The organism is Streptomyces tremellae, assembly GCF_039540215.1.
Lineage (GTDB): Bacteria > Actinomycetota > Actinomycetes > Streptomycetales > Streptomycetaceae > Streptomyces > Streptomyces tremellae.
Genome location: NZ_BAABEP010000001.1, coordinates 395,864 through 410,416 on the forward strand (window position 1 = coordinate 395,864; position 14,553 = coordinate 410,416).

14 protein-coding genes are annotated in these 14,553 nt (G+C 73.8%); 6 read left to right on the forward strand and 8 right to left on the reverse strand.

The window, feature by feature from the left end; all coding sequences use genetic code 11:
* Positions 1–46: 46 nt before the first annotated feature.
* From ABEA77_RS01690 to miaA, 4 genes are all read right to left on the reverse strand, one after another.
* Complete coding sequence (locus ABEA77_RS01690; protein WP_345640119.1) at positions 47–2,143, reverse strand: RelA/SpoT family protein; 2,097 nt, start codon at positions 2,141–2,143, stop codon at positions 47–49.
* 153 nt (positions 2,144–2,296) lie between these two features.
* A complete protein-coding gene (gene dapF / locus ABEA77_RS01695; RefSeq protein ID WP_425588178.1) occupies positions 2,297–3,187 on the reverse strand; it encodes a diaminopimelate epimerase in 891 nt (296 codons plus the stop codon).
* A gap of 46 nt (positions 3,188–3,233) precedes the next feature.
* Complete coding sequence (locus tag ABEA77_RS01700; RefSeq protein ID WP_425588184.1) at positions 3,234–3,752, reverse strand: hypothetical protein; 519 nt, start codon at positions 3,750–3,752, stop codon at positions 3,234–3,236.
* 245 nt (positions 3,753–3,997) lie between these two features.
* Positions 3,998–4,936 (reverse strand): tRNA (adenosine(37)-N6)-dimethylallyltransferase MiaA, encoded by a 939-nt coding sequence (gene miaA / locus ABEA77_RS01705; protein WP_345640123.1) that lies wholly within the window; start codon positions 4,934–4,936, stop codon positions 3,998–4,000.
* 127 nt (positions 4,937–5,063) lie between these two features.
* Between miaA and ABEA77_RS01710 the strand changes: the two genes are divergently transcribed.
* The gene (locus tag ABEA77_RS01710) at positions 5,064–5,309 is read left to right on the forward strand and encodes an antitoxin (protein WP_345640124.1); all 246 of its coding nucleotides are present in this window, start codon (positions 5,064–5,066) and stop codon (positions 5,307–5,309) included.
* A 73-nt stretch (positions 5,310–5,382) separates the two neighbouring features.
* Here the strand turns inward: ABEA77_RS01710 and ABEA77_RS01715 are convergent, their stop codons facing one another.
* Together ABEA77_RS01715 and miaB are read right to left on the reverse strand one after the other, a co-directional pair.
* A complete protein-coding gene (locus tag ABEA77_RS01715; RefSeq protein ID WP_345640126.1) occupies positions 5,383–6,108 on the reverse strand; it encodes a class III extradiol ring-cleavage dioxygenase family protein in 726 nt (241 codons plus the stop codon).
* 46 nt (positions 6,109–6,154) lie between these two features.
* On the reverse strand, positions 6,155–7,663 hold the full coding sequence (gene miaB / locus ABEA77_RS01720) for a tRNA (N6-isopentenyl adenosine(37)-C2)-methylthiotransferase MiaB (RefSeq protein WP_345640127.1): 1,509 nt from the start codon (positions 7,661–7,663) through the stop codon (positions 6,155–6,157).
* 104 nt (positions 7,664–7,767) lie between these two features.
* Here miaB and ABEA77_RS01725 point away from each other — a divergent pair, with 104 nt between their 5' ends.
* Positions 7,768–8,766 (forward strand): TAXI family TRAP transporter solute-binding subunit, encoded by a 999-nt coding sequence (locus ABEA77_RS01725; RefSeq protein ID WP_345640129.1) that lies wholly within the window; start codon positions 7,768–7,770, stop codon positions 8,764–8,766.
* Here the strand turns inward: ABEA77_RS01725 and ABEA77_RS01730 are convergent.
* Positions 8,745–10,163: a sensor histidine kinase gene (locus ABEA77_RS01730; protein ID WP_345640131.1), complete on the reverse strand. Its 1,419-nt coding sequence runs from the start codon at positions 10,161–10,163 to the stop codon at positions 8,745–8,747. The genes ABEA77_RS01725 and ABEA77_RS01730 overlap by 22 nt on opposite strands.
* 63 nt (positions 10,164–10,226) lie before the next feature.
* Complete coding sequence (locus tag ABEA77_RS01735) at positions 10,227–10,946, reverse strand: response regulator transcription factor (RefSeq protein ID WP_345640133.1); 720 nt, start codon at positions 10,944–10,946, stop codon at positions 10,227–10,229.
* 250 nt (positions 10,947–11,196) lie between these two features.
* Here ABEA77_RS01735 and ABEA77_RS01740 point away from each other — a divergent pair, with 250 nt between their 5' ends.
* From ABEA77_RS01740 to ABEA77_RS01755, 4 genes are all read left to right on the forward strand, one after another.
* Complete coding sequence (locus ABEA77_RS01740) at positions 11,197–11,982, forward strand: amino acid ABC transporter ATP-binding protein (RefSeq protein WP_345640134.1); 786 nt, start codon at positions 11,197–11,199, stop codon at positions 11,980–11,982.
* A gap of 71 nt (positions 11,983–12,053) precedes the next feature.
* Positions 12,054–12,884, forward strand: coding sequence for a glutamate ABC transporter substrate-binding protein (locus tag ABEA77_RS01745; RefSeq protein ID WP_345640136.1), 831 nt, complete (start codon positions 12,054–12,056; stop codon positions 12,882–12,884).
* 13 nt (positions 12,885–12,897) lie between these two features.
* Entirely contained in the window at positions 12,898–13,572 is a 675-nt protein-coding gene (locus ABEA77_RS01750; RefSeq protein ID WP_345640137.1) for an amino acid ABC transporter permease, read from the forward strand.
* The gene (locus ABEA77_RS01755; protein ID WP_345640139.1) at positions 13,569–14,492 is read left to right on the forward strand and encodes an amino acid ABC transporter permease; all 924 of its coding nucleotides are present in this window, start codon (positions 13,569–13,571) and stop codon (positions 14,490–14,492) included. Before ABEA77_RS01750 ends, ABEA77_RS01755 begins: the two co-directional genes overlap by 4 nt.
* Positions 14,493–14,553: the final 61 nt, after the last annotated feature.

Sequence of the window (14,553 nt, forward strand, 5' to 3'; positions counted from 1 at the left end):
GGCTCCGGGGTGGACGGGCGGCGGCCCCGCCGCGCGGGAGCGGGCCTCACGCGTCCGCGGGCTGCTGCGCGCGGCTGACGTCGTACACGCCCGGCACGTCGCGCATGGCGCGCATCAGGCCGGGCAGCAGTGCGGCGTCGGGGAGTTGGACGGTGTACGTGTGGCGTACCCGCTGCCGGATCGGCGGCTCGACGGTGGCGGAGATGATGGCGGCACCCGCCGTGGACATGGCCTCCGTGAGGTCGGCCATGAGCCGGGGCCTGCCGAACGACTCGGCACGCAGGGTGACATGGCAGTCGGCGGTGTCCCCGGCGGACCAGCTGACGGGTACGGGTGTGCGCTTGAGGGTCATGCGGCGCACGGCGGGGCATTCGGTGCGGTGCACGGTGACGGTGCCGCCGCGCACCTGGAAGGCGGTGATCTCGTCCGGCGGCACCGGTGTACAGCACCCCGCGAGGCGTACGGGCGCGTCCGGCAGGTCGCTGACGACGCCGACGGGGCCGCGGGGCCCCGCGGAGAGGACGGCGGGCGGGCGGGGCGCGGCGTCGGGGAGGGCGGCCGCGTCGGGGTGGGCGGCGAGCCAGCCGGTGATCGCGATACGCGCGGAGGGGGTGCGCGCGTGGTCGAGCCACTCGGGCGAGGGGCCCGACGAGGTGTCGTGCGCGAGGAGGACCTGCACGGTGTCGCCGTCCTTGAGGACGGTGCCGAGTGCGACGAGGCGCCCGTTGACGCGGGCCCCGAGACATCGGTGCGCGGCCTCGCCGTGCTGGGCGTAGGCGGCGTCGACGCAGGTCGCGCCGGCGGGCAGGCCGAGCATGCCGCCCTCGGCGCGGAAGACGGTGATCTCGCGGTCCTGGGCGAGGTCGGCGCGGAGCGTGGTCCAGAAGGTGTCGGGGTCGGGCGCGGACTGCTGCCATTCGAGGAGGCGGGAGAGCCAGCCGGGGCGCGTGGGGTCGGCGGCGCCCTCGCCCTCGCCTTCGCCGTCCGTGCTCTCGCCGGCGCCCGGCGCGGGCGCGTAGGGGTTGCCGAGCGCGACGACGCCCGCCTCGGCGACCTTGTGCATCTGGTGGGTGCGGATCAGCACCTCGGCGACCGCGCCGTCGGGGCCGACGACGGCGGTGTGCAGGGACTGGTACAGGTTGAACTTGGGGGCGGCGACGAAGTCCTTGAACTCGGAGATCACCGGCGTGAAGCAGGTGTGCAGCTCGCCGAGCACCCCGTAGCAGTCGGCGTCCTCGGAGACGAGGACGAGGAGGCGGCCGAAGTCGGTGCCGCGCAGCTCGCCGCGTTTGAGGCGGGAGCGGTGCACGGAGACGAGGTGGCGGGGCCTGACGAGCACCTCGGCGGAGATGCCGGCCTCACGCAGCACCCGGCGCATGGCGTCGGCGGTCGCGGAGAGCGCGTCGCCCGCCGAGGCGTTCTCGGAGATCAGGGCGCGGGTGCGGGCGGCGTCCTCGCGGCAGAGGATGGCGAAGACCAGGTCTTCGAGCTCGGACTTGATGGCCTGCACGCCGAGGCGCTCCGCGAGGGGTACGAGGACGTCGCGGGTGACCTTGGCGATGCGTTCCTGCTTCTCGGGCCGCATCACGCCGAGGGTGCGCATGTTGTGCAGGCGGTCGGCGAGTTTGATCGACATGACGCGGACGTCGTTGCCGGTGGCGACGAGCATCTTGCGGAACGTCTCGGGCTCGGCGGCGGCCCCGTAGTCGACCTTCTCCAGCTTGGTGACGCCGTCGACGAGATAGCGGACCTCCTCGCCGAACTCCCGGCCGACCTGGTCGAGGGTGACGTCGGTGTCCTCGACGGTGTCGTGCAGGATCGCCGCGGTCAGCGTGGTGGTCTCGGCTCCCAGCTCGGCCAGGATGAGCGTCACGGCGAGCGGATGCGTGATGTACGGCTCGCCGCTCTTGCGGTACTGGCCGCGGTGCGAGGCCTCCGCGAGGACGTAGGCCCGGCGCAGGACGGAGAGGTCGGCGTCCGGGAAGTGCGCCCGGTGCGCGTCGGCGACGTGCCCTATGGCGTCGGGGAGGCGGTCGCGGGACGCCGGTCCGAGCAGGGCGGCCCTGCCCAGCCTGCGGAGGTCGATACGGGGCAGACCGCGCCTGCGGCCGTGGACACCAGGGCTGGTGGCCTCTGCACTCATGGGCACCTCCGGGCAGGATCGACCGGCGGTACGAGGGACAGGGGGGTATGCCCTCCGGGCCGGTGCTTGATGCTATCGAGCCCAACACGTGGACCAGACCCGCACTCGTTCAGCGTGAAACGGATCACCCGTTCAAGCGAACGGGTGCACGTTTCAACCGAAGGATGATTCGAGCCATTCCGCGGCGATCCGCCCTTCCCCGACGAGGACGGCGGGGCCGGTCATCTCGATCTCGCCGTCGGGCTGCTCGGTGATCACCAGCCGGCCGCCCGGCAGGTCCACCGTGTACGTGGCGGGCAGGCCGGTCACGGCCGGGTCGGCGCCGTCCCTGCGGGCCGCGGCGACGGCCACCGCGCAGGCTCCCGTGCCGCACGAGCGGGTCTCGCCCGAGCCGCGCTCGTGGACCCGCATGGCCACGTGGCGCGGCCCGCGGTCGGCCACGAACTCGATGTTGACGCCGTCCGGGTAGACGGCGGCGGGGGCGTACCCGGGGGTGCCGAGCAGGTCGCCGGCGTGGGTCAGGTCCTCGACGAACGCGACCGCGTGCGGGTTCCCCATGTTCACGTTGTACGCGGGCCAGCCGCGGCCGCCCACGGTGACCTGCACCTGCTCGGGCGGCAGGACGGCACGGCCCATGCGGACCGTGACGTCGCCGTCCTTGGCGAGGTGGACGTGCTTGACCCCGGCGCGGGTGGCGACCGCGAGGTCGCCCGCGCCGGTGTGCCCGGCGTGCTGGAGGTAGCGTGCGAAGACGCGCACCCCGTTGCCGCACATCTCCGCGACCGACCCGTCGCCGTTGCGGTAGTCCATGAACCACTCGGCCTCGCCCGCCATGGCGCGCGCCTCCGGGTGGGCGGCGGAGCGCACCACGTGCAGCACCCCGTCGCCGCCGATGCCCGCCCTGCGGTCGCAGAGCGCGGCCACGACGTGCGGGGGCAGGTCGAGGGCGTTGTCGGGGTCGGGCAGGATCACGAAGTCGTTCTCCGTGCCGTGGCCCTTGAGGAAGACCCAGGGCGTGGTCGGTGTGGTGGTCACGCGTTCCATCGTAGAAGCAGGCGCGGGGAAGCGGCGAGGCCGCCCGCGTGCCCGGTCAGCGCAGGCGGGCGACGCGCCACACGGCGAGCGCGACGACGAGGGCGGCGATCGCCGTGTAGAGGGCCACGAAGCGCCAGTCGGCCCGCTCGCCCGAGGACTTGGCGGGCAGTCCGGGCCAGGTGTAGCCGACCTTGCGGGCGGTCGTCATGCCCCAGCCGGCGGCGCAGCAGCCGAGGAGGAGGCCGAGCATCGCGATCACCGAGCCGCCGTCCCCGGTGCCGAAGGCGAGGGGGAAGGCGAACATCAGGGAGCCGAGCCCGGCGAGGACCACGATGGGCGCGGCCTGCCAGATCCTGAACTTGCCCCGGGGCCGCAGCTCGACCTCGACCTCGGGGGTGGTCTGCTCGGCGCCGGGGCCCTGCTCGTCGGGGCCGTCGGAGGTGAGCCCGCCGGGCAGGAGCGCGCCGCCGCCGAGCGGGCCGTCCTGGGAGAGCGGGCCGGGGGCGGGGGTCTCCTGCGGGGCGGGGCCGGCGTCCCGGTGCGTGTCGTCCCGGTGCCCGCCTGCGCGGTCCAGGCCGTCCCGGGGCTCGCCCGGGGTCTTCGAAGGCGCGGGCACGGACGGCGGCGCGGCCAGGGGCCTGGGGTCTTCGGCGCCGCGCCCCGCGGGCGCGTCCCGTGTCGCGTACCGGGGGTCGCGAGGGCCGGCTTCCATCGCCACGCGCCCTCCCAACTCGGACTCCACGGGTGGATAGATGCTCGATGATGGCACGCCCGTAGGGGCCGGAATGGCGAGCGGGGCGTCCCGATGCCATCACGTGATCAGGCTGTGACCGCCCGTTCGATCAGGGCGAGGGCGCGGTCGCGGAGTTCGTCGGCGGCCTCCTCGCCGCCGCCGAGCCAGTGCACCCGGGAGTCGCGCCGGAACCAGGAGTCCTGGCGGCGCGCGAAGCGCTTGGTGGCGCGCACGGTCTCGGCGCGCGCCGCCTCCTCCGTGCAGCCGCCGGCGAGCGCGGCGAGCACCTGCTGGTAGCCGAGGGCCCGCGAGGCGGTGCGGCCGTCGCGCAGGCCGCGCGCGGCGAGCTCTTGCACCTCGTCCACGAGCCCCGCCTGCCACATGCGGTCGACGCGCAGCGCGATGCGCGCGTCGAGTTCGGGGCGCGGCACGTCGACGCCGATCTGCACGGTGTCGTAGACGGCCTCGTGGCCGGGGAGGCTCGCGGTGAAGGGGCGGCCGGTGATGGTGATCACTTCCAGGGCCCTGACGATGCGCCGGCCGTTGCTCGGCAGGATCGCGCGGGCCGCGGGCGGGTCGGCGGCGGCGAGGCGGGCGTGCAGCACGCCGGAGCCGCGCAGCGTCAGTTCCGCTTCGAGCCTCGCCCTGACCTCGGGATCGGTGCCGGGGAAGTCGAGGGCGTCGATGGCGCCCCGCACGTAGAGGCCGGAGCCGCCGACCAGGACGGGGACGCGGCCCTCGGCGAGGAGCCGGTCGATCTCGGCGCGCGCCAGGCGCTGGTACTCGGCGACGCTCGCGGTCTCCGTGACGTCCCAGATGTCCAGCAGGTGGTGCGGGACGCCCCCGCGCTCCGCCGGGGTCAGCTTCGCCGTGCCGATGTCCATGCCGCGATAGAGCTGCATGGAGTCGGCGTTGACGACCTCGCCGCCGAGTTCGCGGGCGAGGTGGACGCCGAGATCGGACTTGCCGGCCGCGGTGGGACCGACGACGGCGATGACCCGTGGTGCGGGAGCTGCGCTTGTCACCGGTCCAGTCTCGCAAACGCCCGCCGCCGCCGGGGACCCGCTCGCGGCCGTGCGGGGCGCGCGCCCCGGCCGTACCCTGTGGGGAGGTGCGGAGTGTTCCGCGGCTCCGCAAGGCGGAAGGTGCCCCATGGGCTTCAAGGAGACGCTGAAGGCCAGGCTCGCCCCGGCGAAGGACAGGGTGTCGGATCTGGCGGCGCAGCACGGCGACCGGATCGGCCAGGGACTCGACAAGGCCGCCCGTACGGTCGACGAGCGGACCGGGGGAAAGTACAGCGGGCGCATCGAGGCGGGCACGGGCAAGGCGAAGGACGCCATCGACCGGATGTCCCAGAAGGGCGACGACGGCACGCCGCCGCGCGACGGCACCCCGTAGCCCCGAGGTCTGCCGGACCCCGCGGGTCCAGCGCGGCAGGACGGCGGGCCGGGAGTCCGAGTGCCGAGGCGCCCTACGACCAGGTACCGACCAGGTACCCGACGCCGTAGGGCGCCTCGTCGTAGAGCAGTCGGCCGGCCAGGCCCGCGCCCTGCCCCGCGCCAGCGAGGACCTGCCAGGGCGCGCGGCCCGCGGCGGACAGTTCGCGGGCGAGCGCGGGGTCGAGCGCGGCGAGCGCGGAGGGGTCGGCGGCGGCCAGGGCCCCGGCGGCGGCCGCGTCGAACCCCGCCGCGCGCTCGTCGAGGTAGCCGGGGGCCTTGAGGGTGCGGCAGGCGCTGCCGTCGCCCATCACGAGGAGCGCCACGCGGGGCGCGGCGGCGGCGAGTTCGCGGCCTGCTTCCAGGCACGCCTCCGTCGCCAGGCCGTCCGCGACGGCGAGCGCCGTGGGCGCGGGCCCGGCCCAGCCGACCCGGTCGAGCAGCCAGGCGGCGACCGCGAGGGAGACCGGCAGGGCGGGGCCGGCGGCGGGACCTGCCGTGGGGGCCTTGGGGCCGGGGAGCGCCACGTCGACGGGGACGCCGAAGCCGCGGAACGTGCCCGCGCTGCCCGCCGGGTAGGGGCCGGGCGCCGTGTCCCCGGCGGGCCCGACGACGACCAACAGGTCGGCGCGGGCCGCGGCCGCCACGGCCAGCGCGTCGGAGGCGGCCGTGCGGGCGGTGTCGAGTTCGGGCGCGGCGCCCGCGGCGACCTCGGGCACGAGCAGCGGCGGGCAGGGGCATACGGCGGCGGCGACCAGCATGCAGCGACCCTAACCCGCGGCGATCACCCGGGCCTTCGTGGCCCGCTCAGCGGACGGCGCAGCCGTCGGCGGCGGGCAGCGGCGCCGGGACGCCCACGGCGGGCAGCCCGAGCATGACGCCCTGGGTCCCGGTCTCCTGCGCGGTGCGGCGCTCCCAGGCGTCGCCCGCGCGGGTGCGGCGCAGCCGGGTCGTGGGGCCCTCGGCGAGCAGGTGGTGCGGGGCCGCGTAGGTGATGTCCACGGTGGCCAGGTCGCCGGGGCGCACGTCCTCGTCGGGCTTGGTGAAGTGGACGAGGCGGTTGTCCTGGGCGCGCCCGGAGAGGCGGTGCGTGGCGTCGTCCTTGCGGCCCTCGCCCTCGGCGACCATGACCTCCAGGGTCCTGCCGACCTGCTTCCTGTTCTCCTCCCAGGAGATCTCCTCCTGGAGGGCGACCAGCCGCTCGTACCGCTGCTGCACGGTCTCCTTGGGGATCTGCCCGTCCATCTCGGCCGCGGGGGTGCCGGGCCGCTTGGAGTACTGGAAGGTGAAGGCCTGCGCGAAGCGCGCCTCGCGGACGACGTGCAGGGTCTGCTCGAAGTCCTCCTCGGTCTCGCCGGGGAAGCCCACGATGATGTCGGTGGAGATCGCGGCGTGCGGGATGGCGGCGCGGACCTTCTCGATGATGCCGAGGTAGCGGTCCTGCCGGTACGAGCGGCGCATGGCGCGCAGCACGCTGTCCGAACCGGACTGGAGCGGCATGTGCAGCTGCGGCATCACGTTGGGGGTCTCGGCCATCGCGGCGATCACGTCGTCGGTGAAGTCGCGCGGGTGGGGCGAGGTGAAGCGGACACGTTCGAGGCCCTCGACGGCGCCGCAGGCCCGCAGCAGCTTGGAGAACGCCTGCCGGTCGCCGATGTCGGAGCCGTACGCGTTGACGTTCTGCCCGAGCAGGGTGATCTCCGAGACGCCCTCGGCGACCAGCGCCTCGACCTCGGCGAGGATGTCGCCGGGGCGGCGGTCCTTCTCCTTGCCGCGCAGCGCCGGCACGATGCAGAAGGTGCAGGTGTTGTTGCAGCCCACGGAGACCGACACCCACGCGGCGTACGCGGACTCGCGGCGGGTGGGCAGCGTGGAGGGGAACGCCTCAAGGGACTCGGCGATCTCGATCTGCGCCTCCTCCTGGACGCGGGCGCGCTCCAGCAGGACCGGCAGCCTGCCGATGTTGTGCGTGCCGAAGACCACGTCCACCCAGGGGGCCTTGCGCAGGATCGTGTCGCGGTCCTTCTGCGCGAGGCAGCCGCCGACGGCGATCTGCATGCCGGGCCGCCGGGTCTTGGCGGGGGCGAGGCGGCCGAGGTTGCCGTAGAGCTTGTTGTCGGCGTTCTCCCGTACGGCGCAGGTGTTGAAGACGACGACGTCGGCCTCCTCCGTGCCCTCGGGGGCGCGCACGTAGCCCGCGTCCTCCAGCAGTCCGGAGAGCCGCTCCGAGTCGTGCACGTTCATCTGGCACCCGTACGTGCGGATCGCATAGCTTCGGTTGGCGCCCACGGTCAGGGCCGGCTCACTGCTGCTCATGGGGACAAGGGTAGGCCGTGCGGGTGGGCGCCACGCTCCGGCCGGTGGGCGGCGGCCCGGCAGGCGCCCTGGCCACCCGCGGGGGGTGCTGGCAGGATCGCCGCATGTCCGCACAGTCCGCACGCCGCGGCCGCCGCCTCGCCCCGGGCGCGGGCGCGCTGCTCGCGGTGGGGGCGCTGCTGGTGTGGTGGCTGGTGCCGGAGGGCCCGCCGGTGCCGCACGGCTCCGCCGTCTTCAGCACGGGCGTGCGCTCGGGCGTCTACCACAAGTACGGGGACCTGCTGGAGGAGTACCTGCGCAGGGACCTGCCGCACGTGCGGGTCGCGCTGGTGCCGAGCGAGGGCTCGCGGCAGAACCTGGAGCGGGTGGCGGCCGGCTCGGCGCAGTTCACCTTCGCGACGGCCGACGTGGTGGCCGCCTACCGGCGCGAGCACCGGCCCGGCTGGGAGCACCTGCGCGGCTGCGCCCGGCTCTACGACGACTATGTGCAACTGGTCGTACCGCGCGGGTCGCGGGTGCGGTCCGTCGCGGACCTGCGGGGGCTGCGGGTCGGCGTGGGACAGGCGGGCTCCGGCGTACGGCTCGTCGCGGACCGGCTGCTGCGCGCGGCGGGGCTCGACCCGGCGACCGCCCTCACCGAGGTGCTGCACGGCATCGACCGGATGCCGGACGAGCTGGCGGCGGGCCGCCTCGACGCGTTCTTCTGGACGGGCGGGCTGCCGACGGCGGCGGTGCAGCGGCTGACCGGGCGGTTCCCGGTACGGCTCGTCCCCCTGGAGGCGGGACTGCTGCGGCGGCTGCACACGGCGACCGGCCCCGACGGCGCGTTCTACCGCGCGGCCGACATCCCCGCCGACGCCTACGGGCCGACCGGCGGCGCGGCCGCGGTGCCCACGGTGGCCGTGGCGAATCTGCTGGTCACGACGGACCGGGTGGACGAGGACCTGGCGGAGGGGTTCACCAGGACGGTGATCGGCAGCAGGGACAGGATCGGCCGGGTCGTCCACCCGGCCCAGCTGGTGGACCTGCGCACGGCGATCTACACGGACCCGCTGCCCCTGCACGAGGGCGCGGTGCGCTACTACCGGTCGGCGAAGCCCTGAGCGGGAGGGGCCGAGCGGAGCAGGGTGAGGGTGGCCCTGAGCCCCTTCGGGACGGCGCGCGCATGGCTGAGGGTGCCGCCCGAGGCGGCGAGCAGGGCGCGGGCGATCGACAGGCCGAGGCCCGAGCCGGCCACGTTCTGGTGGCGCCCGCTGCGCCAGAAGCGGTCCCCGATCCGCGCCAGCTCCTCGTCGGTGAGCCCGGGGCCGCCGTCCTCGACCACGACGGACACCGACTCGCCCGAGGCGGCGGCCGACACCGTCACCTCCTCGCCCCCCGGGGTGAACTTGAGGGCGTTGTCGATGACCGCGTCCAGGGCGCTTGAGAGGGCGACAGGGTCGCCCCAGGCGGCGACGGCCGCGCCGCGCCAGGCGAGCCGTACGCCGCGCTCCTCGGCGAGCGCCCGCCATGCCGCGACCCGCTCGGCGGCGAGCGCGCCCACGTCGGTGACGCGGGCGTCCGCGGCCGAGTGCTCGGCGAGCGCGAGCCCCAGCAGGTCGTCGAGCACGGCCCCGAGCCGCTTGCCCTCGGTGCGTACGGAGGCGATCTCCTGGCTGTCCTCGGGGAGTCCGAGGGCGAGCAGCTCGATCCGCAGCAGCAGCGCGGAGAGCGGGTTGCGCAGCTGGTGCGAGGCGTCGGCGACGAACGCCCGCTGCTGTTCGAGCACGTCCTCGACGTTGTCGGCCATCTCGTTGAAGGAGCGTGTCAGGCGCCGCAGTTCGGGCGGGCCCCCGGCGGGCGCCACCCGTGCCTTCATCCGGCCGGTGGCGATCGCGTGGGTGGCGGCGTCGAGGACGCGTACGGGCAGCAGCACCCAGCCGGCGAGCCGCACCGCTGCGCCGACGGCGACCAGCAGGGCGGCCGACTCGCCTGCGGCGATCAGCAGCCAGCCGCGCAGGACGCGGGAGCGCAGCTGCCCGGTGGGCGAGTCGGTGACCACGACGGCGACCACGTCGCCGTCGCGCACCACGGGCGAGGCGACGAACAGGCGCCGGTGCTGCCAGGGCCACACCTGCTCGGGGTCGTCGCTGCGCCGGCCGAGCAGCGCCTCGCGAAACGCGTCGCGCCCCTCCCCAGCGGCGGGCAGCCGCCAGTCGGCGGGGGCCTTCGCCAGGGCGGTGCCGTCGCGCAGGAAGACGCCCGCCCTGATCTCGTACACCGCGTGGTAGCGGGCGAGTTCGGTGGCGAGCGCGGCCCTGCGCTCCCCGCCGCCCGCGGCGGGCCCCGCCTCGTCCACGGCGAACTGGGCGAGCGCCGCGACCCGCGCCGTGTCGTCGATGCGGTCGACCACGACGTGCTGCTGCCTGGCGGCGGCCATGCTGACCGCCAGCGGGACGCCGAGCGCGAGCAGCACGGCCGCCATCAGCACGAGCAGCAGCGGCAGCAGCCGTGAGCGCACCCCGTCCCGTCCCTTCGTCCCGCGTCCTGTCCCGCCGGTCCTGCGTGTCCCCCCTGTCCCGCGTCAGGCGCTCTGCTGCGGCGCGGCGGGCGCGGCGAGCCGGTAGCCGACGCCCCGGACGGTCTCGATGAGGTCGGGCAGGCCGAGCTTCTGCCGCAGCGAGGCGACATGGACTTCGAGGGTGCGGCCCGTGCCCTCCCAACTGGTCTGCCACACCTCGCTGATGATCTGCTCACGCCGGAAGACCACGCCGGGGCGCCGGCCGAGCAGCGCGAGCAGGTCGAACTCCTTGCGGGTGAGCTGGACGGGGGCGCCGTCCACGGTGACGCGGCGGGGGGCGGGCTCCAGCAGGACGGGGCCGAGCACCACGGTCCGCGCGGCCGGCCGGTCCTCGGTGTCCGCTTCGGCGCGGGGCCCCGGCGCCCGGCGGCTGACGGCGTGGATGCGGGCGAGCAGTTCGCCGATGTCGTACGGCTTGACGACGTAGTCGTCCGCGCCGAGGTGCAGGCCGTGGATGCGGGAGCGCACGTCGCCCCGCGCGGTCACGATGATCAGCGGCGTGTCGGTGACCTTCCTGATCCGGTCGCACACCTGGAAGCCGTCCAGGTCGGGCAGGCCCAGGTCGAGCAGGACCACCCCGAACGCGCTGGTCGGCGCCGGCAGCAGGGCCCGCAGCGCCTCCTCCCCCGAGCGCGCGTGCACGGTCTCGAAGCCGTGCCGGGCGAGGACCGCGCACAGCGCGGCGCCCACATGGTCGTCGTCCTCGACGAGCAGCAGTTTCACCCGTTCCCCCCTATGTCGTCGTACACCTGGCATCCACTCCGAAGACGCCCGCCGCGTCAAGTGCGGTGCCCGTCCCCGCACCTCCCGTTACCCACCCGGTACGCCGCGTCCTGCGCGGCCCTGGCAGGGGGCGCGGGCCCCGCCGGCGCGAGACGCGATCGTGATGCTCAAGCTTCGCTCAGATCTGCTGACGGCGCCGGAGGCCGCTGCCTACTGTCCGGGACAGGCCGAGGAGGACGGAGTGTCACCGATGGGCGAGGTACGAGTGGTCGAGGAACCGGCGGACGGCGCCCGCGCCGCGGACGGCCTGGTCGTGCTGCGCGGTGTGGACAAGCACTTCGGCGCGCTGCACGTGCTCCAGGACATCGATCTGAGCGTGGCGCGCGGCGAGGTCGTCGTGGTCATCGGCCCTTCGGGCTCGGGCAAGTCGACGCTGTGCCGGACGATCAACCGCCTGGAGACGATCGACTCGGGCACGATCACCATCGACGGGCGCCCGCTGCCCCAGGAGGGCAGGGAGCTGGCGAGGCTGCGGGCCGACGTCGGCATGGTCTTCCAGTCGTTCAACCTCTTCGCGCACAAGACCGTGCTGGAGAACGTGACCCTGGGCCAGGTCAAGGTGCGCAGGCTCGGCAGGGCGGCGTCCGAGGAGAAGGCCCGGGTCCTGCTCGACCGGGTGGGCGTGGGCGCGCAGGCCGACAAGTACCCGGCGCAGCTCTCCGGCGGGCAGCAGCAGCGCGTCGCGATCGCCCGGGCGCTCGCGATGGACCCGAAGGTCATGCTGTTCGACGAGCCGACCTCGGCGCTCGACCCCGAAATGATCAATGAAGTCCTGGACGTCATGCAGCAGTTGGCACGGGACGGCATGACGATGATCGTCGTCACCCACGAGATGGGCTTCGCGCGCTCCGCCGCGAACCGGGTCGTCTTCATGGCGGACGGACGGATCGTCGAGGAGGCCTCCCCCGACGCGTTCTTCAGCAGTCCGCGCAGCGACCGCGCCAAGGACTTCCTGTCGAAGATCCTGCACCACTGACGCCCACCGGGCGCGTTTGGCGTCCGCGGCACACCACCGAGACCGTTCAACTCACCGAGGGAAGAACCGGCATGAAGCTTCGCACGGCAGGCACGGCCACCGCGGCCGCACTCGTCCTGTCCCTGGCCGTCACCGCGTGCGGCAAGGGCGGCGGCGACGAGGGCTCGGCCGACGGCGCCAAGAAGATCGCCATCGGCATCAAGTACGACCAGCCGGGCCTCGGCCTGAAGGAGCCGGACGGCAGCTTCTCCGGCTTCGACGTGGACGTCGCCACCTATGTGGCGAAGGAACTCGGCTACAAGGCGGGCGACATCGAGTGGAAGCAGACGCCGAGCGCCGAGCGCGAGAACATGATCGCCAACGGTGACGTGCGGTTCATCGTCGCCAGCTACTCGATCACCGACGAGCGCAAGCAGAAGGTCGACTTCGCCGGCCCCTACCTCCTGGCCCACCAGGACCTGCTGGTACGGGCGGACGACAGGTCGATCACGAAGGCCGCGGACCTCAACTCCAAGAAGCTCTGCTCCGTGACGGGTTCGACGTCCGCGCAGAACATCAGGCGGGACCTGGCGCCCAAGGCCGACCTCCAGCAGAACGGCGGCTACTCGGAGTGCCTGACCGGCCTGGAGAACAAGGCGGTCGACGCCCTCACCACCGACGACTCCATCCTGGCCGGCTACGCGGCGCAGAAGGAGCACCGGGGCAAGTTCCGGCTCGTGGGCCTCAAGCTCAGCGACGAGAACTACGGCATCGGCCTGAAGAAGGGCGACACGGAGCTCAAGGGCAAGATCAACACGGCGCTGAAGAAGATGGTCTCCGACGGCTCCTGGCAGAAGGCCGTCACCGCCAACTTCGGCCCCGCGCACTACAAGAACGAGCCCGCTCCCGCCGTCGCGGACTGAGCGCGGGGGCATCGTGTTCGACTTCCTCGGCAATCCCGACTACGACGTGCTCGGCGCCTTCTGGGTGACCGTGCAGCTCACCCTCTACTCGGCGGCGGGCTCCCTGGTGTGGGGCACGCTGCTCGCGGGGATGCGGGTCAGCCCGGTGCCCCTGATGCGGGGCTTCGCCACCGGCTATGTGAACGTCGTGCGCAACATCCCGCTGACCGTGGTCATCGTGGCGTGCTCGCTCGGCCTCAACCAGACCCTCCAGATCACCCTGGGCGGGCAGACGTTCAAGGAGATCGGCTTCCGCCTCGCGGTGCTCGGACTCGTCGCGTACACCGGCACGTTCGTCTGCGAGGCGCTGCGCTCCGGCATCAACACGGTGCCGGTGGGGCAGGCGGAGGCGGCGCGCGCGCTCGGCCTCGGGTTCTTCCAGGTGCTCACCCTCGTGGTGCTGCCGCAGGCGTTCCGCTCGGTGGTCGCGCCGCTCGCCAACATCCTGATCGCGCTGACCAAGAACACCACGGTGGCCGCGGCGATCAGTGTCGCGGAGGCGGCGGCGCTGATGAAGGACATGACGGAGAACGAGAGCGACGCGCTGTTCGCGGTGTTCGCCGTGTTCGCGTTCGGTTTCGTGGTGCTGACGCTGCCGGTCGGGCTGCTGCTCGGCTGGGTCGGCCGGAGGGTGGCGGTGAAGCGATGAGCGGTGGTTCCGTCCTCTACGACGCTCCGGGCGCCAGCGCGCGGCGGCGCAACATCCTCTACACGGCGGTCTTCCTGACCGCTTTCGCCTTCGCCGTCTGGTGGCTGCTGTCCGCGATGGCGGACAAGCAGCAGCTGACCGCGGCGAAGTGGAGCCCGTTCGTCACGGATCCGGAGGTCTGGACGACCTATCTGCTGCCCGGTCTGCGGGAGACGCTGCTCGCGGCGGGGCTCTCCATCGTGATCGCGCTGCCGGTGGGCGGGCTCCTCGGCCTCGGCCGGCTGTCCGACCACGCCTGGGTGCGGGTGCCCGTGGGCGTCGTGGTGGAGTTCTTCCGCTCCGTCCCCGTCCTGCTGATGATGGTCTTCGCGGCTCAGCTGTACGTGCAGTTCAGCTCGCTCTCGTCGGACGTGAGGCCGCTGTACGCGGTGGTGACGGGGCTCGTGCTGTACAACGCGTCGGTGCTGGCGGAGATCGTCAGGGCGGGCATCCTCTCGTTGCCGCGCGGGCAGACCGACGCGGCGCTGGCGATCGGGATGCGCAAGGGCCAGACCATGACCTCCGTGCTGCTGCCGCAGGCGGTGACGGCGATGCTGCCGGTACTCGTCAGCCAGCTGGTCGTGATCGTCAAGGACACCGCCCTCGGCGGCGCGCTTCTCGGCCTGCCGGAACTGCTCTCCCAGAACCGCACGATCACCGCCAACTACGGCGCCAACACGATCGCCGCGTTCACCGTGATCGCCCTCCTGTACATCGCCGTCAACTTCTCGCTCACGCGGTTCGCCGGGTGGCTCGAACGGCGGCTGCGCAGGGCCAGACGCTCCGGCGGCGTGGTGCTTGCGGCCGACGCCACCGACGGCATCGAGGAGATCGCCGGGACCGCGGCCACAGGCCGGGGCGCGGGGCCGCGGGAGGGCTGAGGCGGAGGTGACGGGGGATCACCCCGGCTTCTGGCCGAGGGTGTACGCGCCGCGGAGGCCG